Source organism: Marinomonas sp., assembly GCF_039940335.1.
Taxonomy (GTDB): Bacteria; Pseudomonadota; Gammaproteobacteria; order Pseudomonadales; family Marinomonadaceae; genus Marinomonas.
This window is the reverse complement of record NZ_JBDVGW010000012.1, coordinates 209,035-235,413: the sequence shown is the minus strand read 5'-3', so window position 1 is coordinate 235,413 and position 26,379 is coordinate 209,035. Positions and strand designations below refer to the sequence as shown.

Here is a 26,379-nt window from a genome sequence, read left to right as displayed (position 1 = left end):
ATAGAGGAGAGGTTAGCTGGGTTTCAGTGTGCTGAGTATGAGTTGCCAATCCGCTTCCTCCACTGGCATAACGGACAAGCGGCTGCCTTTTTGAGTAAGCAACATCTGTTGCAAGGCCGGGTGTTGTTTGAGGGTCTTTAAGGTTAATAAACTCGGCCACTTTTCTACAAATTCAATATCTACCATAAACCACCTTGGGGTTTCGGGAGTGGATTTCGGATCAAAATAAGGGGATTCAGGCTGCCAGCTCGTGTGGTCTGGATAGGCGCGTTGACAGACTCTTGCTATGCCTGCAATGCCCGCAGGCGTACAACTAGAATGGTAAAAGAACACTAGATCGCCCACGCTCATCGCTTGCATAAAATTGCGCGCTTGGTAATTACGTACCCCATCCCATGGAGACTGTTGCATCTGCTTTAAATCATCGATGGAAAATGCGTCAGGTTCAGATTTCATTAACCAATAGCTGGGCACAGTGGTTACCTTTGAGTGTGAATTTTATGTGGTTAGGATTTTATCTGTAATGACTTTGTGATACTACTAATGTTATTGCGGCGATGTTGGTGTAACGGAGTAAACCACGCTTGGAGGTGTATGAGCCATTTTGCTTGTAAAGAATTTTCCGCTCTGGAAAAAGAGCTCAAAACGGATCTAATTGAATGTTTTGATGAAGCTCAGCAAGAGATGGAAGCCGTTATTAATAGCATCGAGGATGAAGGTTTTTCTTTTGAGAAACTGGACAATCTCTTTCGTTCATTACACAGCATGAAGGGCAATTGCTCCGTCTGTTTTTTAGACCCTTTAGTAGATGTTTTACATCGATTAGAAGAGATAGTCGATGGCATGCGAGGGGGCTATATTGCTTATCATTATACCCTTGGGGAATTGATCAATGTCGTAGTGGAACAAGTAGGTCTACTGCTACAAGACTTGTACCAGCATCATGGGGCAGAGCATGCTACCTTGATGGTGTTGCAAAAAGGTCTGGATGAACTCTACGCCCATGAAGACACTCAGCAGCACCCGTTTTTAGCCAAAAAAATACTGGCCAGGTTCAGCGATGAAACAGATGTTGAGGATGAGCCACAACCAGCACAGCCACTCCTAACCGAGATTGAATATACTCTCGAGCAGCAAGCAGATATTGATGAATTTTTAAAATTCAGCCAGAAGCTGAATCCTCTGCTAGGGTATTCATCCGAACGAAGTGAGCGAATATTAAAACTGTGTTTGCTGATCAATGCAGAAACCACTGCGCAAACAAGTCCTGTCCAATTGAGTGCCGCTGCCTATATGCACAACATGGGGATGGCGATGATTCTAAAGTGTAAGGATGACCCCGTTGCTAAACAGCAGGCAAAGCAGAATCATCCAAAGGTGGGGGCTAAATTGCTGCGTAGCCATAAAGGCTGGGAGGAAGCGGCAGATATTGTTGAAGCTCACAAGGAACGTTTTGATGGCAGTGGTTACCCAGAAGGCATAGTGGGTGGCATGATACCTCAAGGGGCGTTTGTTCTGTCTATGGCTGTGACCTTTATTGATATTGTCTGGGGCAAGACGGCTAGTGAATACAATAAGAGTGCGTTACAGGCGGTTCAAAGTATAAACTTTGAGAGTGGTAAAGGCTTTCCTCCTCACTTGGTTGAATGTTTTAATGGGGCAATTCGTAAGGTCTTAGTGGCTAAAAGAAAATAATAGCCAATCGTTCACCGCTTCAATAAGACAGTTTAATGAAAGAGTCCCGTTTACTCCCTTTAGTTTATCACCCTCATTACTCCATTCCGTTTCCAGCAGGTCATCGCTTTCCCATGGCGAAATTTGGTCTGTTAGCCGAAACACTGCAGCAGCAGGGCATTCTCACTAAAGCAAACCATTATCAGCCTAACCCTATGTCGCTAAGGGTGTTGATGGCCGCCCATGATAAGCACTATGTTCAAAATTTTATTCGTGGCGAACTACCCCCAGATCAATTAAAGGCAATAGGGCTGCCTTGGTCTGAATGGTTAGTGGAAAGAACCTTACGAGCGGTCTCTGGCACCTTATTAACCAGTCAATTAGCGTTGGAGCATGGTCTCGCTTGTCACTTAGCTGGGGGAACCCATCATGCCAAACCTGCTGCCGGGGCGGGTTTTTGTATTTTTAATGATTTGGCGGTGGCGGCGATCAATTTAATCCATGAAGGCCAAGCCAAAAAGGTGTTGATACTAGACTGTGATGTACACCAAGGGGACGGCACCATTGCTTTTTTCCATGACCGTCAGGATATCATTCCCGTATCTTGGCATTGTGAGGAGAATTACCCGCCCCTTAAAGAAACTGGCGGCGTGAATATTAAGGTCCCAAAAGGTGCTGGAAATGCTGAGTATTTTGCCATTATACAAGATACCTTGCCTAAGTTACTGGAAGAACATCAGCCGGATTTTGTTTTCTACGATGCGGGAGTTGATGTGCATAGGGATGACCGGTTAGGTTATTTGAACCTTACCGATGATGGCATTTTTGCTCGGGATAAATATGTGATAAAAACCTGTTTGGAGGCAAAAATTCCAACCGCTTGTGTGATCGGAGGGGGCTACGATCGGCAGGAAGAGAAGGTGGCCTGGCGCCACAGTCTATTGCATCAAGCGGCTCATCAGGTTTGGAATATTCGATAAGATGGCAAGCACTGGCTGGACGTTGCTTGCCATCTTGAACGATATTAGGCCTTAAACTTATCCGTAATTTGTTTGATGAGTTGAGACTGCTCTTCCAGTTTGGCCATTTGTTGGGCTGTTTTGGCAGAGTCCTCGCCGATGTTTTCCGCAAGCGAGGCGATGCCCGACACATTTTGCGAAATACTGTTGGCGACTTGGGATTGCTCGTTGGCCGCATTGGCTACCTGAACATTCATCAGCGTCAAATTCTTAATGGATTCGGTGCTAGAGGCAATGATGTCATTAATTTTTGCCATAGCTTCTGTCACTTTTTCCCGCTGAGAAACCGAGCCCTTCATATCATTGATGGTCTTTTCCGCGCTGGCTTGTAACTTCTCTAAGATATCTTTGATCTCTACGGTACTTTCTTGGCTACGCTGCGCCAAGCCTCGCACTTCATCGGCAACAACAGCGAAACCTCTACCTTGTTCACCAGCACGGGCGGCCTCAATAGCGGCGTTAAGCGCCAGTAGGTTGGTTTGTTCAGAAATGCCTTGTATAACGCCAAGAGCAAGGTTGATTTCTTCTACGTTGACACCAACCACTTCTACAGAGCTTTCAACGTTGTTCAGCACACGACTCAGTTCCTCTAGCTGGTGGCCAGATAGCTGGACTTGTTTGACCACCTCTTGAATTTCAGATTCCGTACTCTCTGCCGTTAATTTCGTGGACTTAGCGTTGTCGGCAATCTCAATAGAGTTAGACGCCATTTCTTCAATGGCGGTGGCAACCATATTCGTTTCATCGATCTGCTTGTTGGAAACCTGTTCAAGTTTTAGTTTTTGCTGATTCGCGTTGGCAGAAATAGCGTGCAGAGCATCACTAGACTTCTTAAGTTCACGAATATCCAACGCCATGGATTCAAGAAATTGATTAAAGCTCATAGCGATATTGTTTAAAATATCAATGGAGCTGTTAGGCAGTTTTTGACTTAAGTCTCCTCGACCAGAGGCTAGATCATGAACAGATTTACTGAGCAGGCTTAACGCGTTCAGAATGGTTTGCGATGAGAAGATGACGAGTAGCGTGAGGCCTGCAAAAATCACCGCTAAAATGATGAAACTGCTGACTAAGCTTTCATTCTGGATGTCATCAATGGAGGAGTGGATACCACCAATGATGGCGTCTGTGCTATCGATGTAAAAGCCAGAACCCACCACAATGTCCCATTTTTTGATGTACACCGCATAACCGTATTTTTCAGCAGCCTCTGTGCTACCGGGTTTCGGGAAAAAGAAGACACTGTAACCGTCACCCTTCATCGCTGCGTTGACGATATCTTGGATGAATAGGTTGCCTGCTTTATCTTTTGCCTGCCAAAAGTCGCCGCCTATAGGTGCGCCAGCGCCATGCATGACGCGTTTGCCCTTGGTATCGTAGGCATACAAGTAACCTTGCCCATTATCAAACTTGATCTTATTTAGTTTCGCGAGCGCATCGGCTAAGCCTTGGATGCCGGGCTTATTGATGTCGTCTTGAATAGCACTAATAGAAGAATCAAGAACCGTTTTTAAACGATTCTTCTCGATTTCAATCGTGGAGTTTTCGACAAGAGTAGAGACGCCACTATTGACCTCTGAAAGCGTTTTTATCTGAATAAAAGCGCTGATAACCGCAATTAATAAAAATGGCAGAAAAGACAGTAAATAAATGCGCAGCTTTAAGGACTTGAACATAATGGGTAGGTTCTCATAATGGGTCTGTTTAAAATCTACCTAGTTTTAACTAGATGTTTTACAGTATATCGGTAAATTGGGTTGTGAGTTTAGAGACAGCATGGGTTTATTGTAAACTCGACTCTTTAGTATTGTATGCTTTTGTAAGTTTTTCCTTTTATTTTTTAAAAGGGACAGGGTGCTACGAATGCCAGCCAAGCCCCTGTAAAAGGGTGTCGAAACTCAATCCGGTAAGCATGCAGTAAAAGTCTTGGTTCGTTATCAAACAGTTCATCGTAGAATTCATCCCCTACAATGCCATGCCCCAAGCTTTGCATATGCACTCTAAGCTGATGGGAGCGACCTGTATAAGGAATTAAGCGCACTCGAGTGAGATCATTTTCGTAACTCAAATGCTCCCATAAGGTGATGGAATCTTTGCTCCACTGGTCAGTACAAACGATTTGACGTGGACGATTAGGCCAGTCGCATCTTAAGGGTTTGCGCACTTCACCGCGTTCTCCCATGAGCCTGCCGCGTACTAATGCACGGTAGTCTTTTTGTACTTCCCGTTCTCGAAAGTGAGCATACATACGCTTTTGGCATTCGTGGGTTTTTGCCACCAAGATAAGGCCAGAGGTGGCTTCATCCAATCGGTGAATCGCAAAAGCCTCGCCAAAAACGAGTTCAGCACGATGCAAAATAGAGTCTTGCTTATCTGGCCCTCTACCGGGCACAGATAAGCAATTAGCAGGCTTGTTGATGACCGCGAACCAGTCATCTTCATACAGAATGTCTAACATTGAGAGGTTAGTTTTACTCAAGGTTATTCCGGCTTAGTGGTCAATATGATGCGGATCGCATCCAAACGAATTTGGTGCTCATCGATACGTACTAAACCTTCTTGCATGTTTTTCTCAAGTTGCAGAATGTCTTCATTACTGATGGCGCTGTTATAAGTTTGTAACTCAGATAGACGCTCAATCTCATTTTGGCAACGATGCTGATAAGCCGCTTTGGCTGATTGCACAATAGGGCGAGCTTGATCTTGTGCATTCAGCTGGTGAGCTTGCAAGACTTCAATAAGGTCTTTTCTTAGGGCTGCAACCCATTGTTCTGCTACGCGGTTGGGGACACCTTTGAGCTTTTCTGCCCATTTATCCGCCGTAAACTGCTGATGGAGGAACTTACCGTTCGCATCCGACAATTGCCACATAGGGGTCATAGGCAGAGATTGCGCAAGTTTTAACCTTGGGTGGGCCGTGGCTTCAATGATAAACATGCTCTCCACCAGCACTGTACCCTCTGGCAGTGCAGCGATAGGTAAGATGGCCGAAGTTAGTTTGCCTGAATCAAAGCCCTGTACTTCATCCATTAGCATGGTGATTAACGGGTGCTCCCAGGTAGCAAAGGCAACATCTTCTCTTTGGCTTGCTTGACGGCGATCCAGCATCAGCATTTTGCCTTCCTCTTCGATGCCAGGTAAGGCTTCGAGCATCATGTCACTGGAAGGGCGTAAGAACCACGCACTCTTTTCAGGGTCATCGTTAATACAGTCTGCATAGATATTGAAAGCGTGAGTTACCTGTTCAATATAGTGATGCAGGCCTTTAGTGGCTTGGTCATTGATTTGATCGATCAAGGCTCGGGCTTGCTCAGGACGACACGAACTCATTTCGAGTAGACGATTGCGGCCTTCTTCCATTTGCTTAAGAAGGGCTTCATGGTAGAGATTAGCTTCTTGCAGTAAATCTGCATCGTCATCTTGGCCATGTAGGTAAGCATGCAAGCTATCACCGAAAGCTTCTTCTACTTTGTCACCGGAACCTGTAGTGCGACAGAAGGCATTTAGGGCATCGTGGTACCAGTGGAATAAACGTTGCTGGACACTTTCTTTAAGGTAAGGCACATGAATTTGTACGTCATTAAGCTGACCAAGACGATCCAAGCGACCAATACGTTGTTCTAAAAGGTCTGGGTGTTCAGGTAAATCGTACATTACCAGATGATGACTAAACTGGAAGTTTCGGCCTTCACTGCCTATTTCGGAACAGACTAGAATTTGCGCGCCTTCTTCATCGGCAAAATACGCCGCAGCTCTGTCTCTGTGTATTAATGGCATTTGTTCATGGAAGTCGGCACTTTGAAAGCCTGCAAAGGTCAGCTGATCGTTTAACCATTGGGCCATGTCGGCAGAGTGACAAATGACGAGCACTTTATCCGCTTGGCATTCCAAAAACTCTTTTAACCAAACCCAGCGTGGGTCTTGTTCCCATAAGCCATCTGCTACCTCAGATTCAGGCTGAACATGGTGATTCGCCGACACAAAGTGTTCGTTGTTATCCAGCGGGTAAGAATGCAAATGACGACTCGGGAAGCCACCCACTGCCGCACGGGTGTTACGGAACATTTCACGCCCCGTACCATGGCGGTCAATCAACCAGCTAATGGCTTCTGTAACCGCTTCACTATACTGACCAGTGCTGGCCGTTGTTAAACTGATAAACCAATCTTTGCTTTTTACTTCTTCTAAGTAGGCAGCAAAGACTTCAGGCCAATTTAAACCGGCTGCTGGACCATTTTGTTGAGTGTATGGCAGTAGCAATTCTGCAAGTTCAGCCGCTTGTTTAAACTCTTGTTGCTGGGCTTGGTAACGCTCAAAGCTATGGTAATGATCCGCGTCCAAAAGCTGCAGGCGAGAGAAATGCTCACGCTCACCCGTTTGCTCTGGAGTAGCACTTAGTAGTAATAATGACTCACTTGTGGCCGCTAGGCGTGCCACCACTTGGTAGCCAATGCTAGGCGTTTCAGGGTGCCAAGCTAGATGATGCGCTTCATCAACGATAACCATATCCCAACCGGCTTCTAGCATGTGCTGAGTAGCATGTGGGTGTTGGCTGGCCCAATCAATTGGTGCGATGACAAAAGGTTGCTGTTCAAAAGGATTGTCATCCCCTTCCATGTAGTCTTCGTAGACAGCTTCATTGATCAACGAAAACGGCTGATGGAAACGACGTAGCATTTCGACTAACCATTGGTGTTGTAAGTTAGTTGGCGTCAAGATTAAGGCACGCTTACATAAACCATTGAGCAGGCGATGGTGCAGTATTAAGCCTGCTTCTAGGGTTTTACCCATACCGACTTCGTCACACAACAGTGCTCGTGCTTGTGGGCGATTAGCAATGTCATGGGCTAGATAAATCTGATGAGGCAGCAACTCGGCTTTTAAGCCCATTAAGCCACGGACATCGGAAGCTGCATGGGCTGCTTGGTGCTCAAGAGTGTAACGACGTAAGTCAAACCACATACGACGTGCTGGGGATAAAGCCAGCAAGGAATCGAGTTCATTTTTGTCGTTGCGTGGGAATTGGATGATGGACTCTTCAAGCCAGTCGTCGTCATCACTAATGCGGTATTCGATTAAACCGTCAATTTCTTCTACTTCCAGAACGGTGTAAGTTTCGTCTTGGAAGTGCAGTTGATCACCAACGGTAAGGGTACGGCGTACTAAGCTGGTTTGCGTATTAGCATATTGACGATCGGCTTCAGCATCCGGGAAATGTAGGGTGAAAGACTTACCTTGTTTTTCGATAATCATGCCAACGCCGAGATCTGGCTCGTTGCGGCTACTCCATCTTTGTCCTGTTTGATACATGGTTATGCTTTATCCGGTTCAATTAAAGTTAAGCTACCCTGGCATAAGTCGATAAGTGCGACTTTTTGTTGGGGCCAGGTGCGTTCAATAACAGCAAGATCAATGACGATGCTGTCGCTGTAGGTTTTATTGTCAATTTCGATATCACTCTGTTCTAACCAATATTCCACTTTGCCCAATAAAGAGTAGGCGATTTTTAGTTGAACAGGTGATCTGGGGTAAATTTTTTCACTTAGGGTCTGACTCAACGCCTCTTGCACGGCTTGGCTATAGGCTCTCACTAAGCCACCTGCACCGAGTTTTATGCCACCAAAGTATCGCGTCACCACAAGCGTAGTTTCACCAAACTCTGAATGTTGTAAGACATTCAGCATGGGTTTTCCGGCGGTGCCTTTAGGCTCCCCATCATCACTTTGGTCCCACAAATGGGCGTTGTTAGGTACGCCTGCGGCAAAACACCAGCAGTTATGGTTGGCGTCTGGATATTCTTGTTTGATTTGATGAACAAAGGCTTTGGCCGCGTCACGACCCTTGGTGCGTGCAACATGGGTAATAAACTGACTATTTTTGATTTCAAGATCAAAGCGCTGAGTGTGTGTTGGGCTTAGATAGTAATCCATGTAAACTTATTAACTGAATCCCAGAATGATTGATTTCATTATAAAAAATAGTAGGTTGTTAAATATATGACAGATTGGCAATGGCAAGCCGCGTTAGTGTTGTCCGGCTTTTGCGTGAGTGCAATTTTGCTGTCGGGTGTTGCAGGTCTAATTGTACAGGCTATGCGTCGTCAGTGGCACCTCAGCGAAGCAAAAATGCTGCAACAAAATGAGGAATTACAGCGCCTTTTACAGCAATCTAAGGATCAGGTTCATTATTTAGAGAAAGAATCGCTAACCTTGGAGCAACAGTTTGCCGCGGCCCAAAGTGTCTGGCAAGAAAAGGAAGCCTTTTACCGAGAGCAAAAACGTCAAAATGAAACGGAGTTTAAGCAATTGGCCCAAGAGATTATGAGCCACCAAGGGCAACAATTAGCGAAAGAAAACGAGCGCCAGCTAGGCACCTTATTGACGCCTCTGGGCAGTCAGATTCAAAAGTTTCAAGAAAGTGTCGAGAAAAGTTACCAAGAAGAAGCCCGGGAGCGTTTCTCTTTAGTGAAGGAAATAAAAGGCTTACAACAGCTTAACCAAAAAATCAGTGACGATGCGCTTAATTTAACTCAGGCGTTAAAAGGGCAAAACAAACTGCAAGGAGGCTGGGGAGAGGTGATTCTGGAGCGCATTTTAGAGCGTTCTGGTCTGGAAAAAGGCCGCGAATATGAGGTGCAAGGCTCTTATAAAACCGAAGCCGGTAAACGCTTACAACCGGATGTGGTGATCTATTTGCCAGAAGGTAAACAGGTCATTGTTGACTCAAAAATGGTCTTGATCAGTTACCTTAGCTACATGGAAGCCCAAACCGATGAGCAAAGAGAAAAAGCCTTAAAGCAACATTTAGAAGCTGTTCGTCGGCATATGAAGGAGCTTAGTGGTAAGTCTTATCATGACTTACCTGGGATTACTTCGTTGGATTTTGTATTACTGTTTATCCCTATTGAAGCGGCGTTTGGTTTGGCATTACAAGGGGATAATGGTTTGTTTAGTGAAGCGTTTGAGCACAATATCATTATTGTTGGGCCTTCTAATTTATTGGCTACCTTACGCACCATTCAAAATATTTGGCGGAATGAAAAACAGAGTCAAAATGCGATCGAGATCGCGCGCCAAGCGGGCGCCATGTACGACAAGTTTTCTGCCTTTGTGCAAGACATGGATGAAATAGGCAGCAAGTTATCCGCGGTAAACCGTAGCCATGATGCGGCCTTGAAAAAACTCACCACTGGGCGTGGAAACCTGATGGCAAGAGCGGAGAAATTGCGCGTCATGGGAGCGAAAACCAGTAAAACCTTGCCTGACCATCACCGTCAAAATGCGTTAGGAGAATATGATCAAGAGGAGTGAGTTATGGGCTCGGATAACGCCAAAGTATTTCCACACCACTAAGGTAATGAGCCCCTTGTAGATCCATCATAATGCCCGCGTTTGCTTGCTGTTGGCTGGTCCGTTCAGCAAGCTTATTGCTGTTGGCAATCAGTTCAATGCTCAGCGTGTTGCCTAAATAATGCAACCGAGTTTGAGTTATGTCTAAATATTGGCTGTGTTGGCGTAATAAAAAACCTAGGTCCGCCATCACTTGGTGACGTGCTGGTAATTGTAAGTGCTTTGGTCTGACAGATGGATCCGTGGGACGAAAGCTATCCTTCTGAATACGATCATCTGTATCTATGTGTACCAAGACATCTTCCACTTGAGGGTGGGATTGTTTAATGGTGTAGGCCACTAGATCACCTAAATAGTGTCCTTCACTGACGCTTGCATGGCTAGGTACATGGATATGCATGTCTAAATAAATCTTACCTGCCATGGAGCGCGCTCGAACATCATGGGGCGCCACCACATTTTTTAAGCTGTCTGCCGTCGCTTTAATCTGCTCTATTAACTCTGGGCCGGGTGCCGTGTCTACCAATTCGGCAAGGTTATCCCAGATCATGGTGACGGCCATTTTTCCGATCAAAAAGGCCACAACAAGAGAGGCGACCATATCTGCCCACGGATAGCCTAGGTATACCCCGATGAGGCCAATTAATACGGCAATGGAAGACAAGGCGTCGCTACGACTGTGCCAAGCATTGGCTAGCAGTAGTTGGCTGCTAATTTTCTCACCAGCACGCTTGGTGTAGTGGAAAATGGCTTCTTTCACCGCGATGGTGGCAATCAGCGCAAGAATGCCATACCAAGTGAGCTGTGCTTGCTGGTGGCTATTAAAGGCTTCGTAACCTATGCCAATGGCCACTAACATGAGTACAAAGCCTAGAAACACCGTTGTGAGGGTTTCAAACCTTAGATGGCCGTAAGGGTGGTTTTGATCTGGGCCTTGGCGAGCATTGCTGGCCGCAAAGTAAACAAAGACATCCGTGACTAAATCCGATAGAGAGTGAATGCCATCGGCCATTAAGGCTTGCGACTGGGAAAAATACCCCGCAAGTATTTTCACAACACCCAGTACGGCGTCCCAAAATGCGCCAATGAGCGTGACTCGTTTAGCAATACTTTGTTCTTCTGCTAGCTTAGACATAGTGCTTTGGCCTAGGCCTCATGGGCGGCGTTAATTTCAAACCATAAGGAGTAAGAGGCAAAAAATTCTCTCAGGGTGAGGGACATCAATGAGAAGTTGGCATCCATATCTGCCAAACCACCCCCTTGGGAGTCATTGAAAGCCGCATCTTTTAGGGTGTCGTCAAACTTGATTTTGCGCAGGGTCAGATCATCATGGAGTACAAAGCTCAGCTTATCCGCCCAGCGTAAGGCAAGATTTTTTACCGCCATGCCGTCTGCTAGATGGCGAGTAACATCGTCAGATAAGGGCTCTAAGGCTTTAAAGCGAATCTTAGCTTTATCTTCGGAGCTGTCTTGGATTTCACATTCATCACCCGTTTCTAAGCTAGCAGGTACTTCATTTTTAACCAGCCAATCCGTCATTAAGGAAGCTGGAGAAACTTGTGCTTGCAGAGGCATCATTTGGAAGCTGCCTAAGGTTGTTTGCAGATGTTTGAAAAGCTCTTCCGTCATGCTTGCGTTGGTGCTGTTTAAAACAATGATCTTGGCTTCTAGATCAAGGTAAGCCCATATGTCGGTACGTTTTGCAAAGGCTCTAGGGCGTAGCGTAAAGACAAGTTCGTCTTTTAAATCGGTCTTTTCTTTACGACCTACTTTACGACCCTCAACCAATTCTATTTCGGCTACCTTGCTTTCTAATTCTTCACGGACCACAGCAGAGGGTAGGACTTTTTCTTCTTTGCCGGCGCGGAGCAAGATGCAACGATTGTTAACCAAGCTCCATTGTTCGCTGTTGCGGATAAGTGGCATCCAACCAAATGAAAACTCGTCTTGAGAGCCACATTCTTTTAGTGGGAAATCCGCTAAGCTGTCAATCAGCTTGTTGGTGTCCAGTGATTCAGTGTCTTTTAGATGGAATATTTGCGCGTTGTTGAACCACATAATTAGTTTCTCACAGCTTCTTTAAAATGTTTTCGACAAACAGAAAGGTAACGGTCATTACCACCTATTTGTACCTGATCGCCTTCTTTTACGGGCTTACCATCACTGTCTAGGCGGATAACCATGGTGGCTTTGCTACCACAATGACAGACGGTTTTTAATTCGATAAGTTTGTCCGATAGCGCCAACAAAGCTTGGCTGCCAGCAAACAGTTCACCCTGGAAATCCGTACGGATACCAAAAGCTAAGACGGGAATATTTAACACGTCGACAACGTCAGACAGGGCATAGACTTGTTCTTTTGTCAGAAATTGTGCCTCATCTATCAATATACAACTTAGTTCACTGTTTTGACTTTCCAACAGAACGGTTTGCATTATGTCGGTATCATTAGTGAACAAGCTGGCTTGGGCGCTAATGCCTATGCGAGAGGTGATCTGGCCTTGGGTAAACCTGTCATCTATGGCGGCAGTTAATAATAAAGGTCGCATACCGCGTTCTTTATAGTTGTGAGCCGATTGTAACAATACCGTGGACTTGCCTGCGTTCATTGCAGAGTAATAAAAATACAGTTTGGCCATAAATCCGTCTGTTCTGTCTATGCATTATGGGTTAGCAGGTGAGTATATCAAATTGGATTTGGCTAAGCGGTGACTTTTTTGTTTTTAATTTTTGAGTAACTTAACGCAATTTGCATGGTAAGCCACTCGGCACGTTTTATGTCGTTGCGTTCACATAGTTGATCCAGTTTTGTAATGGTTTCTTGATCCACCACTAATTCCAGACGTTTTAAGCCTTGAGCTTTTTCTTTTTGTCGCTGTACACGCTTATTAACCTTCAATTGATCTTTTCGAGTTAAAGGGTGCTTACGAGGACGACCTGGTGAAGTCGTAAATAAATCAATGGTGTTTCTATCGGATGACGCTTTAGCCATGGTGCTGTTGGTTCGCTGTTAAAATGAGTATAGGGGAAGTGATGCCCTAAAGGAGGTGAGTCCTTTAGGGCTTATGGTTCACATTTAATTTGCTTGCTCTTGCTGAGCTTTTTCTTGCTCGGCTAATTGGTTGGTGGCAATAAAGTCCAACAGAATTTCTGCCGCCTCTTTGCTGTAAACCAGCTTGTCGGTAGGTTCAATATCGTCAACAGACGCTATAGCTTCGAGACCTAAAGCTGCACGACGAGCATTCTCTCGGTCCAATTCACGCTTTTCTGTCTCTTCATTGAGTTGAATGCGGGTGTTTTCATTTAAAGAGAGCGTTTTGTATTTGTCCTCATTTTCTTTAAATTCTGCAATTTGATCATTCAACGCAATAAAGTCGGGGTCTTTTGCCATGCGTGTTTGGTGGCGAGGCTCAAGAATAGGCAAATAGGCAGGTATATCCCAATAAATAGGGTAACGAGTCTCGTGAATTTTATCCCATGGTAGAGGTCTGTCTAAGGAGCTTTCACCGACTTTTTCTGTGTCAAAAACACTAGGGAAAATAATGTCTGGTACAACGCCTTTGTGTTGCGTCGTTTCCCCTGATACACGGTAAAATTTTGCCTGAGTGATTTTTAATTGGCCTTTATCTACTTCTTGCAAAGCTTGAACTGTGCCTTTACCAAAGGTCTGTCCTCCTAAAATAAGAGCTCTACCATAATCTTGCAGTGCCCCTGCGACAATCTCAGATGCCGAAGCACTCATTCGGTTGGTCAGTACCGCCAATGGGCCACTGTAGGCAATTTTAGGATCACGATCGCCAAGGGGGGTAATGCGACCATTTTGATCTTGAATTTGTACCGTTGGGCCAGAAGGAATAAACAAACCTGTTAAGCTGTTGGCTTCTTGCAAAGAGCCGCCGCCATTGTTTCTAAGATCCAAAATTAGCGCCACGATACCTTCTTTACGTAGTTCCTCGATCAGTTTCTTAGTGTCTTTAGTCGAGCTTTTGTAGTTCTTATCTCCTGCCTGTTGGGCGGCAAAATCAGAATAGAAAGTCGGCAGTTCAATCACACCAACTTTATAGGTCTCATCGCCGCGAGTGACTTCGACAACTTCTTTTTTCGCGGATTGATCTTCTAACTTAACTTTTTCACGGACGATTTGAATGCGTTTACTGGTTTGCCCTGTTCCTTTACTTGGGATGATTTCAAGTGTGACGGTAGTACCACGCTCGCCACGAATCTTATCGACTACATCATCTAAGCGCATACCAACAACGTTAATCATCTCTTCGCCTTCTTGGGCGACACCGACAATCTTGTCATTTGGGGACAACTCGCCTTTCGCTGAGGCTGGGCCACCTGGGATCAGGCGGACGACCTTAGTGTAGTCATCTTCCATTTGTAATACAGCACCGATGCCTTCAAGGGATAAGCTCATATTGATGTTAAAAGTTTCTGAAGCTCGTGGGGCAAAATAGCTGCTATGAGGGTCTAAAGCCGCAGTAATGGAGTTCACAAATATTTGGTAAACATCCACAGCATCGGTTTGGTGAATACGTTTTAGCTGGTTCTTAAAACGGCTAGTGAGTACTTCACTGATGGCCTCGGCTGTTTCACCATTCAGTCTTAAAGTAAGAGCACGGTTTTTTAAGCGCTTGCGCCAAGTCTCATCCTGCTCTTGCTTGCTCTTTGCCCAAGTGTAGTGCTCTGAGTCTAAATCAAGGGATTCGTCTAGAGTGTAATCAAATCCTTCCAGCATAGCTGGTAGGTTATTTTCGAGATTGGTGAGCCTTTCCTCCACACGTTTTAAGTAGAGGTTGTAAATGGTGTAAGCGACCTGAGTGTCACCAGATTTTATGGCATCATCAAAACGCTGCTTATATACGGAAAGGGCGTTAATATCATTTTGTAAAAAGAAACTTTTCGTTGGATCGAGAGCATCGAGATAATCTTCGAAAGCTAATTCGGAGATTTGATCGTTAATACTTGGTTTGTTGTAGTGAGTGCCCTCAAGTATTTCTACGATTTCTTTGGAAACTTGTACATAATCATCTGAAGGTTGTAATTCTTGAAAAGCGAACGCCGGCGATGTTGCGACCGTGAAGCCAGTGAATAGGCAAAATAATAGACGTTTATAGTTCATCCGATAGGGGTTCTCTTGGTCTGTTGGTCAATCATAGGTAAAATCATATTAGACGTGGCGCATTAAGGCCAGCTTAACTGTTAAAAAGTCACTTTTTTTAAGGCATTGTCCTACTAGGAATTTATGGAAACTTCTAAGTTTAACGATCAACTCTTGTCTTTCTTACAGGCTTCACCAACGCCGTTTCATGCGACAAAAACCATGAGCGATGAACTGCGAAAAGCAGGTTTTGTAGAATTGTCCGAGAATGACAACTGGATCATTGAAGAGGGCGGCAAGTATTTCGTCACTCGTAACGCCTCTTCATTAATTGCTTTTACAACCCCAACCCTTGATGTCAGTCAAACTGGTTGGCGAATGATTGGTGCCCATACGGATAGCCCTTGTTTAAAGCTTAAGCCCAATGCCCACGTAGAGCGCTTTGGTTACCACCAACTTGGTGTCGAAGTGTATGGTGGGGTATTGCTGCACACTTGGTTGGACCGAGATTTATCCATCGCCGGTCGTGTCACCTTTAAAGATAACTCTGGTGCAGTCACTAGCCGATTGGTGGACTTTAAAAAGCCCATCGCTGTGGTACCTAACTTAGCAATTCATATGAACCGTGGCGTGAATGATGGTTTTTCAGTGAATCCACAAGAAGAGATTCTGCCGATTCTATGTGGGGTTGAAAACACCTTCGAATTGCATGCCTTATTGGTTGAGCGGCTTAAGAAAGAGCATGAAGGTTTAGACATTAGCCACGTTTTAGATTTCGAATTAAGTTTATACGACACTCAAGCGCCTGCTTTGGTGGGCTTGCATGAAGAATACATTTGCTCGGCTAGATTAGATAATTTATTGAGCTGTTTTGTGGGCTTACAGTCACTTATTGATTCAGACTTCCAGCGTCCTAGCTTACTTATCTGTACCGACCATGAAGAAATTGGCAGTTTGTCCGCATGCGGAGCCAACGGTCCTTTCCTTGATGACGTGCTGCGCAGGCTATCTCCTAATCCTGAGCAATTCGTACAAGCTATTCAACGCTCTATGTTGGTTTCCGCAGATAATGCGCATGCTTTGCACCCTAACTATGCGAATAAACATGACAAACTGCATGCACCGGGTATCAATAAGGGGGCTGTGATTAAGGTGAATGCGAACCAAAGGTATGCAACCAACAGTGAGACAGCCAGTGTGTACCGTGACATTGCCGCAGAGGAAAATTATGACGTACAGTGTTTTGTGGTGCGCAGTGACATGGCCTGCGGTAGCACTATAGGTCCTATTACTTCGGGTGAAATTGGGGTGCCAACCATAGATATAGGCTTGCCTACTTTTGGGATGCACTCTATTCGAGAGTTGGCCGGCAGTAAAGATGCATTTGGCTTGTACAAGGTGTTAGTTCGCTTTACCCAGCGGGATGCTTTAATCTCACGCCCCGCTTAAGTTCATGTCCATATATAACAAATAGGCCGCTTCTAAAGCGGCCTATTTTTTTGGACTAGATGGGAAGTACTGTTATTTCAGGACTAGCCATTTATCCAGAGCTTTGATTTCTTCTTCTGTCAGTTCGCCTGTTACCTCTAAAAGATTTAGGCGTTGCAGAATAAAGTTGTAACGGGCGGTTTCATAAGAGTTTTGTGCATCGTAAAGATTTGATTGAGCATCTAGTAACTCTACCAAGTTACGTGTTCCCACATCGTAACCCGCTTTGGTGGCTTCAAGGGCACTGGTCCTTGAACGAATTAACTGTTCTTGAGCGGCTATCTGGGCAACAGAAGTTTGTAACTCAAGCACTAAGGAGCGAATGTTTAATTCGATACTTTGTAACGCGCTGGCTCTCAATTCTTCTGCAGCGGTCGCGCTGGATTGAGCTTGTCTAACCGATGCATTGATTGCGCCACCGCTGTACAGTGGAATACTGACACCAAGGCCTACCGATGCATATTCGGTGTTACCATTCGTCGAAGTGCGGTTAGGAGAGTAGTCGTAGTTGGCGTGGGATAAGGAACCCGTTAATGACACAGTTGGAGTACGGCCACTGGCTTTTTGGATGCTGATATTGTTTTGTGCTGATTGAACATCAATATCTAGAGCCTGAATGTCTTTATTGTTACGACGTGCTTTATTAATGAGTGAATCAACCGTCATGTCAGCATTCAAACGAATTGGGAAATCATCCGCCAATTCTGGGATGCTACTAATAGTGCGCCCTGTTCTTTGGTAAAGGGCTTGCTGAGCATAAGCGACATCTGAGCGAGCGCTAAGTTCGGTTACACGTACAGAATCGTATTCCGCTTGGGTATCTTGCAGATCAGTGATAGACGCTAGACCAACTTCGTATTGTTTTTTTGCTCTGTCCAGTTGACTCTCTGTGGCTTTCACTTGTGCCTGAGTGGTTTTTAACGTGGCCTGAGCAATCAATAATTGAAAGTATTCCGTTAACGTTGTTAAGGCTAAGTCTTCTTCTGTGTTTTCAAGGGATAATTCAGCGCTTTGTGAACCAAGCTTTACACCGTCTACCGCATAAGTTAGTGCTGGAGAGTATATTGGGTAGTCCAAATCAAGGGACAGAGATTGAGCAAGACCAGTATCGTCGTAAGCTGGGCTGTTGGTTTTGTCGTAAGTTAAGCCGCCACTGAAGGTTAGGCTTGGATACAAATTACCTTCGCTGACTGTAACGCTTTCTTTTTGCGCTTGATAAGTGGCTTGAGCGGCTCTTAGACCTGGGTCACTTTGCTTGGCAAGTTTATAGACTTCGAAAAGAGTTTCTGCATGGCCAGTTGTAGTGTTCAATACGGCAGCAGTAATCAGTGAGGTTAGAATATGCTTTTTCATGGATATTAGTCGGCTCTTAGTATGAAATACAGTTATACTACCTTAGTTAACTAACCTGCGGCAGTGAGACATTGCTATATCTGTTATGAATATTGACAATATCATAACGTAACTTTTTGCATCTGCTTAGAATAGGAAATCATATTGTTCTAGTTTCCATATTTCTTAAACTTTTGATTGGTTTATTTTTGCTGTTGGAGAGTATATCGCCAAACACGCTTTTCATTAGCATTTAACGTACCAGTTATTTCAACACTGTTGGCAGTATTTTGTTGTAATCCCGTCTTTCCCTTCTCAATGCTTAACAAAGCATTACTACTTTGAATGATTTTATAGGCTTGGCGCTGACTTGAATGATTTTCTAGGGAAGCTTCCCAGATTTGTCTATTAGGTAAACTGGTAGAAGTGGAACTTATCAATTTCAGCTGACCACTAATATCTTGACTGGTGTTGGTGCTAATACTTGTTGTGGCACCATTACGCAGTTTATCTAGGGCAATAGGATTTGCTGGAATTAATAAGCCGTCATCGGTTTGCCAAAATACCTGATACACACCGGGCATAGAATCTTGGTTAACGGTGAAACTCAATTCACTGTTAAATTTCAGCTCTATGTCGCCACGACTATTGGCGTGAGTGAAAACTTGTGCCGAATGTTGCTTCTTATCGACCTGACTATGCCCCGTTTGCAAAGGGTATAAAGTATCTGAGTAAGCGGGTAGGGTAAGTGCCTGAGTTAAAGGGTAGGTCACTTCATTTTCATTGAATTGCACGGAGGCAGGTTGCGCGTCATTAAGCATTACTGCTTTGCCCATGGCTGCGCGTTCCGTTGGTCTTGCTGTATTGGAGTAATGCAGTAGGCTATTGTTTAGATCAATTGGTTTATCTGCATTGTTGTGGATCAGCGCTCGCTGGAAAAAGGTAAGCTCTTTTCCTTCAATAATTAGACTGAGCTGGGGTGTCCAAGAAAGTTGGTTGGTCTGATAGCTAATGCTTTGAGGGTATTTATCTTGTTGTGGTGTGAGGATGGATTTATCCAGAGGAACCAAATAGAAATCATTGATGGGTAATTCAACGATACGATTTTTTACCATCAATAAAAAATTCCCAGACTGGGGAGAGACTTTTTTCAGCACACCTGTGTAACTAAGCGTTTGTAAGCGACTATCTACACGAACTAATCGCTCAACCTCTTGTAACCAATAATTAAAAGGCGTTTCCTTGGAGAGAGGCATGCTTGAGAAATTGTCTTGTAAGGGCATTAGGGTATTGCGATTGGCCTCTAAGGTCAGTTTACCTGCTTTGGTGGTGTCGATAACTTGGCTGGAATTAAGGCCAATCACAGCTTGAATAGGGGCAGCGTAAATACTCTGTGCTGAGCAACAGATAGTCAATAAAGTGGCATAGGTAGTTAAAGGCCGAAACATCATTTAAATTCCTTTTCTCGGCTAAGTAAGACAGTTAGCCAGTTTCTAGTGGAAAACAGTTACAATAAACTAGTATCAAATAATTGTGACAAAAAGATAAGGTCTTGGGGTGGAAAAAAAGTTTTTAATTATCGACGGCATGAATTTAATTCGCCGACTGTATGCTGCTCTCGAGTCAGAAACGGATGCGGTCCGTAGAGTGGAGCGCTGTCAAAGCATTACCGTGGATGCGCTGGCCAAACTTAGTCAGCAATTTAACCCAAGTTATGCGGTGATAGTGTTTGATTCGAGTGGACAAACTTGGCGCCACAAACTATATCCAGAATACAAGTTGGGTCGTGTTCCCATGGACGACACTCTTCATGATGCCATTCCAAGTTTTGCGAAATTACTGCGCTTTAACGGCTTTCCTTGTTTACGGATGGAAGGCTGGGAAGCGGATGATTTAATCGCCACCTTAGCGGTAAAGGCTGCCGCGAACCAGATTAAGTCCTACATCATTTCCACCGACAAAGGCTTTACCCAGTTGTTAGAGAATGAACATATCTTGCAATATGACTATTTTGCCAAACTGGGGTATGACAAGGCTTGGGTGCCCGGCAAATATGGCGTAGAACCTCACCAATTATTGGATTATTGGGCTTTAGTGGGGGATACCACTAATCGTATTCCTGGAGTGAAAGGTATTGGGCCTAAAACAGCGGTGACCATTATTCAGCAACAGCCTACCTTAGAGGCGATTTATGCCCACCAAGATGCGTTTACGCCTCGCATTCAAGGCTTGTTAGCGGGTGGCTACGAGCAGGCGATACAATCCAGAAAGTTGGTTCAACTCAAAGTGGATGTCGACATAGGCGTGCGATTATCTCAATTACGTTATCACCACAAAACGGCAAACTAGCAGGCTCTATAAGCCTGCGCCTTGGCTTCTCGTTTTAATCTAATCGATTTACGCCCTCCATAGGGCGTTGCTGGGCAGTAAATCCCTAAAAGAGCGGTGTTTACCCCTTACCGAGAAGATCTCTGGAGACTATAATAGCGGCATTTGTAGAAACGGATAGATGAGATCAATATGTCTGAGGTTAGAACTCGTATAGCACCATCGCCTACTGGTGACCCACACGTAGGTACGGCATACATTGCCCTGTTTAATATGGCTTTTGCTCGTAAAATGGGCGGTAAATTCATTTTACGCATCGAAGATACAGATCAAACTCGTAGTACCCCAGAATCGGAAAAAATGATTCTTGATGCTTTACGTTGGTTAGGTCTGGATTGGGCAGAAGGTCCTGATGTGGGTGGTGAATACGGTCCCTACCGTCAGAGTGAACGTGGTGACATTTACGGTCAATACGCGCAACAGCTGGTGGAACAAGGCCATGCATTCTATGCCTTTGAAACCTCAGAAGAATTGGATCAGATGCGTATTGAGCAGAAGGAACAAGGTCTTCCTCAGAAATACGATGGCCGTGCTTTGACGCTTTCTGCCGAAGAAGTTCAAGCTAAGCTAGACGCTAATGTGCCTTATGTTATCCGTATGAAAATACCGGAAGAGGGCACTTGTGTTGTGCAGGATATGTTACGTGGCACCATCGAGATTGATTGGGCTCAAGTAGACATGCAGGTGCTTTTAAAAGCCGATGGCATGCCTACTTACCACCTTGCCAATGTGGTTGATGATCACCTAATGAAAATTACCCATGTGATCCGTGGTGAAGAATGGATCAACTCTGCGCCCAAGCATATCTTGCTTTATCAATACTTTGGCTGGGATATGCCGACACTTTGTCATATGCCTTTGTTGCGCAATCCAGATAAGTCTAAGTTGTCTAAGCGTAAAAACCCGACCAGTATTTTGTACTACCAACGTATGGGCTATATGTCTGAAGCCGTCATTAACTACCTAGGTCGTATGGGCTGGTCTATGCCGGATGAAAGAGAGAAATTCTCTTTGGATGAAATGATCGAGCATTTCGATATTCAGCGTGTATCTCTAGGCGGCCCGGTATTTGATGTGGAGAAACTGAGTTGGTTAAACGGCATGTGGATCCGCGAAAATCTTAGCCCTGAAGCCTTCGCTCAAAAATATGTTGAGTGGGCGCTAAACCCTCAATATCTTATGCAAATTCTACCTTTGGTTATGCCTCGGGTTGAAACCTTTTCCGATGTGGCGGACGTAGCAGGATTTTTCCTTAAGGGCATGCTGAACATTAGCAAAGAAGACTTTTCCAGTATTAAAATGGAAGAAGATACCTTGCGAAAAGCAATGCAATTCTCCTTGTGGCGTTTAGAAGCTCTCAATCAATGGAACAAGGATAATATCTTTGCTGAGCTTAAAGCCTTAGCGGTAGCGATGGAAATTAAGCCAAAGGACTTCTTTGCGCCTTTGTTTGTGGCTATTTCAGGTTCCACTGCTTCCGTTTCCGTGTTTGATTCTATGGCCATTCTTGGTTCAGATATTTCGCGAGCACGTCTACGTACGGCTGTGAATGTTTTAGGCGGGCCGTCTAAGAAAGAAGCTAAGCGTTGGGAAAAAGAGTATTCCGCGCTGTAATAACGTTAAGGAAGGTATGAACAAGTCCACTGGCTTCAGCGTGTGGATAAAACTTTATTATTCGAGGCAAGCTTCGCAGTCCAATATTGAACATATTGGCAAGAAGTTTAACAAAGAATAAAAAGTGTTTGGCCCATGCCCTTCGGGTCTTTCAGAGAAACGGCCTCTCTTTGTTAAGAGTGATTGAAAGGTATTAACATTCCTGCTCACTCTTGCCTTGATAGACCATTTCTCTGATAAGACTGAAGTTCAGAAGACTTAATCGTACCTTCCTTAAGTAGTTACAAAAAAAACCAATCTTGGCGAAAGCCAAGATTGGTTTTTTTATGACTATCAGAGCAAATTATGAAGTCGTAAAGACTCGAGTCTTATCATCTAGACTGTTGACCTGTTCATGGATATGACGAGTGTTTCCTTCAATACTATTGATGTTCGAGTTATCTCTTTGCAGTTGCTGAGCAATCTTGTCCATTTCTTCACTCATATGAATCGCTGTCTTCGCAACTTCTTGAATAGAGCGGGCCATATCAATAGAGGAAGTTGAGCTTGTTTGAGCGTTAAGTTCAATTTCGCGAATGGCTTGTTCGGCCTTTTCACTGTACTCCTCTATAGCATGTAAGCTGGTTTGGCCGTTTTCCATCGTTTCTATGGCGGTCTGTGTAGAGGTTTGAATAGTGCTAACGATACTGGTGATCTTAGCCGTCGCGTCTACTGTTTTTTCAGCAAGGGAACGTACTTCATCTGCCACCACAGAGAAACCGCGACCAGCTTCACCTGCCCGGGCCGCTTCAATGGCAGCGTTTAACGCTAAGAGGTTAGTTTGATTCGCTAAATCGTTGATCATGCCGATGACATTATCAATGTCTTTAGACAGCTTGCCCAGTTCGTTAAGTTGCACACTGGTTTGGTTAACGATGGTAATGGTGCCAGACAAGTTGGACAAAGCACCTTTGATGGTTTCTGCGCCGACTTTCGCTGAGTCGTAAGTATTTTGAGACTGCGAGCTGAGCTCTTCTGTTGTATTAGAAATACTGGTGATGGTAACGGAGATTTCTTCGGTTGCTGCGGCCACAGAGTTCGTCTGTTCACTCACTGAGCGGTTGCTGTTGGCGATATTGGTGACTGCAGAATTTAGCTCAGAGACCATGCTGTTAACATCTTGAGTGGTATGAACCACGTCACCAATAACAGAGCTAAGGCCTGTGGTCATTTCATTCACAGAAGAACACAAGGAATCAAACTCATCATTACGCTTGGTATTGACATTAAGTCGAGCGGTTAAATCTCCCCCTTTGACTTTTCCAAGGTCAGTGATGATTTGATTAAGCGTTTTATTAACACTGCGACCGATACCAAACATAAGCAAAGAAGCGATGGATGCAACTAGAATACTTACCAAAATCAAGCTGATGCTGGCCTTTTGTGAACTGTCCGCTGCTTGTTGCTGGGCTGCAGTGACCGCATTTTGCATGAATTCAGTGGCAGAAGCCGTGGTTTGTAGAAAATTAATTCGAGTACTTTCAAAGACTTGTTGAGCGTCTGTTAAGGCGAGATTTTCACTTGAAAAATTGTTAACAGAGGCAAGGTAAAGCTCAATGTTTGAACCAAAGCGCTCTTGTAATCCAAAGTTCACCACGCGCTCATTAAAACGTTCAAAGCGGGTCATGAATTGAGCTTTATTTTCGTTAGTAGGTTCGAAAATATAATTTTTTTCGGCTTCTCGTACAGGTAAGAATTCTTGCTTGATTAAGCTTAAAAATGAAATCTCTTCTGCTACCACCTCACCGGATGATGAAATCTTCCCTTTTAACCCAGATGAGCCACTGAAACCAACTTTGTGTTGCTGTGCGACCAGTTGCTGAAGAGATTCGCTGTATTGGTTCACGGCATTTTTTACATCAAGCATTTTTTGTCGACCTGCTTGGTCACTGAAGCTTTGGGTGTTGGCTTCCAGTGTTTGTAGTAATTCACTGTGATTGGTCTCGACTTTACCTATGAATTCATCATATAAGCTGTCATTAAGATTATTAATGGATTGATATTCTTCCATCAAAGTAATGATTAAAGAGGCGAGGTCTTTATCGACCTTTGTGAGGCTTTGGAATTTTTGTGAGGCAATGGTTTGATCTTTCAAACCACCTAGGGCAACTAGGGTAACCACAATAAAGCCCAAAATAGCAGAACTTAGAAGGGCAATAAGTTTAGTGCGAAAGCTTAGATTCTCTAGCATAGGTTTACCTATATTATTTTTTTTTAGAGTATTTAAAACCTAACAAATACGGACTTACAAAAAGTAACGATATTACTAATAATTTAACTATAACACTTTTTATTGATTTTACATCCCTGAAAACTATGTGGATTTTGGTGTTTAGAAGTGATGGGGGCTAACCCAAATGTCGGTTTGATAATTTCCGATATAGGTAATGGTTCCAGAATAGCGAGCCATACCAGTGGAGGTGAATTCAAATTGGTAGATACGCTTAATGCAAGGTTGGCCATATTGCCATGTTGGTCGCCATTGTTTTCCGGCGACGCTGCCGTCTAATAACTGTAAATTTAGATTTTTACAATGTTGCTTGGCTGTCTGCAAAGCTCTTTCACGAATGCTGGCGTTACGCCACCAAAAATAAACGACACAAGCTAAACAAAGAACGATAAACAGATCGGAAAGTTGTAGATTCATTTTTTGATCTCAAAACGCGGTCAGCCTCTATCATAACCAACTTGACGTTAAGTCACTACTAAGAATAAGTCCTGCAACTATAGAAAATACGTGGCTACTCCCAAGCAGGAGAGAAAGGAGGAGTAGCCACGGTCTTCACGCAAAAGGCAAATGTTATAATGATCGCATTGTGTTCGGTTAAATTTGGTCATTCGGGGCAGCGAATGAGTGGAAATCCAAATTGAGTCAATAACCTAAGCAATGGCCAGTCAGTGATCATTATGCCAATTCAACCGCCTTTTCTGCGTAAAGTTGGATGACCCACTGTTCAACACGTTGATCAGTTAGGTCGAATTGTTGGTCTTCATCTATCGCAAGACCGACGAAATGTTCTTTATCTTTTACACACGCTCTAGAGGCCTCAAAATCGTAACCTTCAGTTGGCCACTCACCGATAAAGCTGGCGCCTGTTGGCAAAAGTTTTTCATACAACCAACCCATGGCGTCGACGAAATAATCCCCGTAACCGAACTGATCTCCAAGGCCATATAATGCAATGGTTTTATCTTTCAGAGACAGCTCACTTAGGGCATCGCCTAAATCTTCCCAATCCGACTGAATACCACCAAAATCCCAAGTTGGAATACCTAAAATAAGCATGGAATACTGTTCTAATAGGCTAGGTTCAATGTCTTTTATGTTGAAGAGCTCAACTTCTTCGCCTAGTTCTTCCCATTGCTTCGCAATTTTTTGCCCAATTTCTTCCGTGTTATTGGTATCTGTGCCATAAATAAGGGCGATTGACGATTGCTCCATTGGTGCTATGTTCCTACTACTTAATGAATTTGTTTGTATTGCTGGCTGGTTACGCCAAATTGTTGCACGAATGCGGCTTCAAACTGGGCTTCTGAAAAGCCACTTTGAGCCAATACATGATCTTTTGCTGTCGGGTCTTCTCGTAATAAAGCTGCGGCGAGTTTAATGCGGCTGTTCAAGCAATATTGTTCAATAGGCTGACCGACTTGCTGATAAAAGCCGATCGCCAAGGCTTCTTTGTTGAGGCCTACGCGCTTCGCTAGTTGAGCTAGGTTAAAAGCGTCTTGATTTGGCACTTCCAAAAGGTTTTGCGCTTGAAATAGTTTACCTTGACAGTCTGGGCATTCTGCTAAATGGCTGGCCATTTGCAGTTGCTCGATTAAGCTGAAAATTAAGGTGTAAAGGTGTCCTGCTAGGCTAATGGAATGTCCAGAGTGGTCTAAAATGTCCTGACAAACCTTAGCTGTCTTGTGAGTGAAGGCGAGATTGATCACCCCTGATTCAGGCGCCAGTTTTTCACCCATGGTGACAAAGTGTTGAATGATTTGTTCTTCACTTTCCCCCAATACCCCAGCGAGATGCTCGCAGCTAATATGAACTTGTAATAAACTGCGCTGCTCATTTTCTGCCATCATAAAGTCGCCACTGATGTCCCGTGGCTGATAGCAAATTTGTACGGAGGTAACGTCATTCACACTGCGAATGGCCTGCTTGCCAACAAGCGTAAAATACAGACCTTTACGGGCACTCTCGTTGAAAGAAATAGCGGTTTTGCTGTGAATGTGCTGATCTATAAGCTCAAGGTTGGGCAGCAAAGTGACATGCTTTTTATGACCTGCTAAACAATGGCGTATGCTGCTGTTTACTTGGCCTTGCTTGTCATATACATCGTGCATATTAAAGTGCATCTCTTGCATCCCTTAACTTGAT

At 44.3% G+C, this 26,379-nt stretch carries 22 protein-coding genes; 6 read left to right on the top strand and 16 right to left on the bottom strand.

Features of this window, described 5'->3' with window-relative positions; all coding sequences use genetic code 11:
• Window positions 1-12 precede the first annotated feature (12 nt).
• Complete coding sequence (locus ABJF92_RS08505) at window positions 13-456, bottom strand: EVE domain-containing protein (protein WP_446815361.1); 444 nt, start codon at window positions 454-456, stop codon at window positions 13-15.
• Between the two features lie 138 nt (window positions 457-594).
• On the opposite strand from ABJF92_RS08505, the gene ABJF92_RS08500 reads away from it, so the two are divergent.
• Together ABJF92_RS08500 and ABJF92_RS08495 are read left to right on the top strand one after the other, a co-directional pair.
• A complete protein-coding gene (locus tag ABJF92_RS08500) occupies window positions 595-1,695 on the top strand; it encodes an HD domain-containing phosphohydrolase (RefSeq protein WP_446815360.1) in 1,101 nt (366 codons plus the stop codon).
• Between the two features lie 35 nt (window positions 1,696-1,730).
• Window positions 1,731-2,654 (top strand): histone deacetylase family protein, encoded by a 924-nt coding sequence (locus ABJF92_RS08495; protein ID WP_446815359.1) that lies wholly within the window; start codon window positions 1,731-1,733, stop codon window positions 2,652-2,654.
• A 44-nt stretch (window positions 2,655-2,698) separates the two neighbouring features.
• Here ABJF92_RS08495 and ABJF92_RS08490 read toward each other — a convergent pair whose 3' ends face one another.
• The 4 genes from ABJF92_RS08490 to ABJF92_RS08475 form a co-directional block, all read right to left on the bottom strand.
• Window positions 2,699-4,369 carry a methyl-accepting chemotaxis protein gene (locus ABJF92_RS08490; protein WP_446815358.1) on the bottom strand — a complete coding sequence of 557 codons (1,671 nt, stop codon included), beginning with the start codon at window positions 4,367-4,369 and terminating at the stop codon, window positions 2,699-2,701.
• A gap of 164 nt (window positions 4,370-4,533) precedes the next feature.
• Window positions 4,534-5,172: an RluA family pseudouridine synthase gene (locus tag ABJF92_RS08485; protein WP_446815357.1), complete on the bottom strand. Its 639-nt coding sequence runs from the start codon at window positions 5,170-5,172 to the stop codon at window positions 4,534-4,536.
• 2 nt (window positions 5,173-5,174) lie between these two features.
• The gene (gene rapA / locus ABJF92_RS08480; RefSeq protein WP_446815356.1) at window positions 5,175-8,003 is read right to left on the bottom strand and encodes an RNA polymerase-associated protein RapA; all 2,829 of its coding nucleotides are present in this window, start codon (window positions 8,001-8,003) and stop codon (window positions 5,175-5,177) included.
• 2 nt (window positions 8,004-8,005) lie between these two features.
• A complete protein-coding gene (locus ABJF92_RS08475; RefSeq protein ID WP_446815355.1) occupies window positions 8,006-8,623 on the bottom strand; it encodes a YigZ family protein in 618 nt (205 codons plus the stop codon).
• Window positions 8,624-8,689: 66 nt separating this feature from the next.
• Here ABJF92_RS08475 and rmuC point away from each other — a divergent pair, with 66 nt between their 5' ends.
• Window positions 8,690-10,003 (top strand): DNA recombination protein RmuC, encoded by a 1,314-nt coding sequence (gene rmuC, locus ABJF92_RS08470; RefSeq protein WP_446815354.1) that lies wholly within the window; start codon window positions 8,690-8,692, stop codon window positions 10,001-10,003.
• Window position 10,004: 1 nt separating this feature from the next.
• Here rmuC and ABJF92_RS08465 read toward each other — a convergent pair whose 3' ends face one another.
• The 5 genes from ABJF92_RS08465 to ABJF92_RS08445 all read right to left on the bottom strand — a co-directional run bounded on the left by ABJF92_RS08465 (window position 10,005) and on the right by ABJF92_RS08445 (window position 15,167).
• On the bottom strand, window positions 10,005-11,177 hold the full coding sequence (locus tag ABJF92_RS08465) for a cation diffusion facilitator family transporter (RefSeq protein WP_446815353.1): 1,173 nt from the start codon (window positions 11,175-11,177) through the stop codon (window positions 10,005-10,007).
• 11 nt (window positions 11,178-11,188) lie between these two features.
• The gene (locus tag ABJF92_RS08460) at window positions 11,189-12,100 is read right to left on the bottom strand and encodes a recombination-associated protein RdgC (protein ID WP_445975930.1); all 912 of its coding nucleotides are present in this window, start codon (window positions 12,098-12,100) and stop codon (window positions 11,189-11,191) included.
• 2 nt (window positions 12,101-12,102) lie between these two features.
• Window positions 12,103-12,681, bottom strand: coding sequence for a thymidine kinase (locus tag ABJF92_RS08455; protein WP_446815352.1), 579 nt, complete (start codon window positions 12,679-12,681; stop codon window positions 12,103-12,105).
• 62 nt (window positions 12,682-12,743) lie between these two features.
• Entirely contained in the window at window positions 12,744-13,034 is a 291-nt protein-coding gene (ybfE, locus tag ABJF92_RS08450) for a LexA regulated protein (protein WP_446815351.1), read from the bottom strand.
• Window positions 13,035-13,118: 84 nt separating this feature from the next.
• Window positions 13,119-15,167, bottom strand: a complete 2,049-nt coding sequence (locus tag ABJF92_RS08445; protein ID WP_446815350.1) for a carboxy terminal-processing peptidase — start codon at window positions 15,165-15,167, stop codon at window positions 13,119-13,121.
• Between the two features lie 123 nt (window positions 15,168-15,290).
• On the opposite strand from ABJF92_RS08445, the gene ABJF92_RS08440 reads away from it, so the two are divergent.
• Window positions 15,291-16,595 (top strand): M18 family aminopeptidase, encoded by a 1,305-nt coding sequence (locus ABJF92_RS08440; protein ID WP_446815349.1) that lies wholly within the window; start codon window positions 15,291-15,293, stop codon window positions 16,593-16,595.
• 72 nt (window positions 16,596-16,667) lie between these two features.
• Here the strand turns inward: ABJF92_RS08440 and ABJF92_RS08435 are convergent, their stop codons facing one another.
• The gene (locus ABJF92_RS08435) at window positions 16,668-17,987 is read right to left on the bottom strand and encodes a TolC family outer membrane protein (protein ID WP_446815348.1); all 1,320 of its coding nucleotides are present in this window, start codon (window positions 17,985-17,987) and stop codon (window positions 16,668-16,670) included.
• Between the two features lie 182 nt (window positions 17,988-18,169).
• Window positions 18,170-19,417 (bottom strand): hypothetical protein, encoded by a 1,248-nt coding sequence (locus tag ABJF92_RS08430; protein ID WP_446815347.1) that lies wholly within the window; start codon window positions 19,415-19,417, stop codon window positions 18,170-18,172.
• A gap of 106 nt (window positions 19,418-19,523) precedes the next feature.
• On the opposite strand from ABJF92_RS08430, the gene xni reads away from it, so the two are divergent.
• The gene (gene xni / locus ABJF92_RS08425) at window positions 19,524-20,315 is read left to right on the top strand and encodes a flap endonuclease Xni (RefSeq protein ID WP_446815346.1); all 792 of its coding nucleotides are present in this window, start codon (window positions 19,524-19,526) and stop codon (window positions 20,313-20,315) included.
• Window positions 20,316-20,486: 171 nt separating this feature from the next.
• A complete protein-coding gene (gene gltX / locus ABJF92_RS08420) occupies window positions 20,487-21,968 on the top strand; it encodes a glutamate--tRNA ligase (RefSeq protein WP_446815345.1) in 1,482 nt (493 codons plus the stop codon).
• A 343-nt stretch (window positions 21,969-22,311) separates the two neighbouring features.
• On the opposite strand, the gene ABJF92_RS08415 is transcribed toward gltX, so the two are convergent.
• The 4 genes from ABJF92_RS08415 to ABJF92_RS08400 all read right to left on the bottom strand — a co-directional run bounded on the left by ABJF92_RS08415 (window position 22,312) and on the right by ABJF92_RS08400 (window position 26,345).
• Window positions 22,312-24,198 carry a methyl-accepting chemotaxis protein gene (locus ABJF92_RS08415; protein ID WP_446815344.1) on the bottom strand — a complete coding sequence of 629 codons (1,887 nt, stop codon included), beginning with the start codon at window positions 24,196-24,198 and terminating at the stop codon, window positions 22,312-22,314.
• Window positions 24,199-24,339: 141 nt separating this feature from the next.
• Window positions 24,340-24,654, bottom strand: a complete 315-nt coding sequence (locus ABJF92_RS08410; RefSeq protein ID WP_446815343.1) for a DUF3301 domain-containing protein — start codon at window positions 24,652-24,654, stop codon at window positions 24,340-24,342.
• A 258-nt stretch (window positions 24,655-24,912) separates the two neighbouring features.
• Window positions 24,913-25,449, bottom strand: coding sequence for a flavodoxin (locus ABJF92_RS08405; protein ID WP_446815342.1), 537 nt, complete (start codon window positions 25,447-25,449; stop codon window positions 24,913-24,915).
• A gap of 20 nt (window positions 25,450-25,469) precedes the next feature.
• Window positions 25,470-26,345: a helix-turn-helix domain-containing protein gene (locus ABJF92_RS08400; RefSeq protein WP_446815341.1), complete on the bottom strand. Its 876-nt coding sequence runs from the start codon at window positions 26,343-26,345 to the stop codon at window positions 25,470-25,472.
• Window positions 26,346-26,379: the final 34 nt, after the last annotated feature.

Bases quoted from the DNA above. Each gene is read 5' to 3' on its own strand.
- gltX (WP_446815345.1), top strand. From the start codon at position 20,487: ATGTCTGAGGTTAGAACTCGTATAGCACCATCGCCTACTGGTGACCCA.
- ABJF92_RS08505 (WP_446815361.1), bottom strand. From the start codon at position 456: ATGAAATCTGAACCTGACGCATTTTCCATCGATGATTTAAAGCAGATG.
- ABJF92_RS08460 (WP_445975930.1), bottom strand. From the start codon at position 12,100: ATGTGGTTCAACAACGCGCAAATATTCCATCTAAAAGACACTGAATCA.
- ABJF92_RS08445 (WP_446815350.1), bottom strand. From the start codon at position 15,167: ATGAACTATAAACGTCTATTATTTTGCCTATTCACTGGCTTCACGGTC.
- ABJF92_RS08455 (WP_446815352.1), bottom strand. From the start codon at position 12,681: ATGGCCAAACTGTATTTTTATTACTCTGCAATGAACGCAGGCAAGTCC.
- ABJF92_RS08405 (WP_446815342.1), bottom strand. From the start codon at position 25,449: ATGGAGCAATCGTCAATCGCCCTTATTTATGGCACAGATACCAATAAC.
- ABJF92_RS08500 (WP_446815360.1), top strand. From the start codon at position 595: ATGAGCCATTTTGCTTGTAAAGAATTTTCCGCTCTGGAAAAAGAGCTC.
- ABJF92_RS08490 (WP_446815358.1), bottom strand. From the start codon at position 4,369: ATGTTCAAGTCCTTAAAGCTGCGCATTTATTTACTGTCTTTTCTGCCA.
- ABJF92_RS08440 (WP_446815349.1), top strand. From the start codon at position 15,291: ATGGAAACTTCTAAGTTTAACGATCAACTCTTGTCTTTCTTACAGGCT.
- rmuC (WP_446815354.1), top strand. From the start codon at position 8,690: ATGACAGATTGGCAATGGCAAGCCGCGTTAGTGTTGTCCGGCTTTTGC.
- ABJF92_RS08400 (WP_446815341.1), bottom strand. From the start codon at position 26,345: ATGCACGATGTATATGACAAGCAAGGCCAAGTAAACAGCAGCATACGC.
- ABJF92_RS08435 (WP_446815348.1), bottom strand. From the start codon at position 17,987: ATGAAAAAGCATATTCTAACCTCACTGATTACTGCTGCCGTATTGAAC.
- ABJF92_RS08410 (WP_446815343.1), bottom strand. From the start codon at position 24,654: ATGAATCTACAACTTTCCGATCTGTTTATCGTTCTTTGTTTAGCTTGT.
- rapA (WP_446815356.1), bottom strand. From the start codon at position 8,003: ATGTATCAAACAGGACAAAGATGGAGTAGCCGCAACGAGCCAGATCTC.
- ABJF92_RS08430 (WP_446815347.1), bottom strand. From the start codon at position 19,417: ATGATGTTTCGGCCTTTAACTACCTATGCCACTTTATTGACTATCTGT.
- ABJF92_RS08495 (WP_446815359.1), top strand. From the start codon at position 1,731: ATGAAAGAGTCCCGTTTACTCCCTTTAGTTTATCACCCTCATTACTCC.
- ybfE (WP_446815351.1), bottom strand. From the start codon at position 13,034: ATGGCTAAAGCGTCATCCGATAGAAACACCATTGATTTATTTACGACT.
- ABJF92_RS08475 (WP_446815355.1), bottom strand. From the start codon at position 8,623: ATGGATTACTATCTAAGCCCAACACACACTCAGCGCTTTGATCTTGAA.
- ABJF92_RS08415 (WP_446815344.1), bottom strand. From the start codon at position 24,198: ATGCTAGAGAATCTAAGCTTTCGCACTAAACTTATTGCCCTTCTAAGT.
- ABJF92_RS08465 (WP_446815353.1), bottom strand. From the start codon at position 11,177: ATGTCTAAGCTAGCAGAAGAACAAAGTATTGCTAAACGAGTCACGCTC.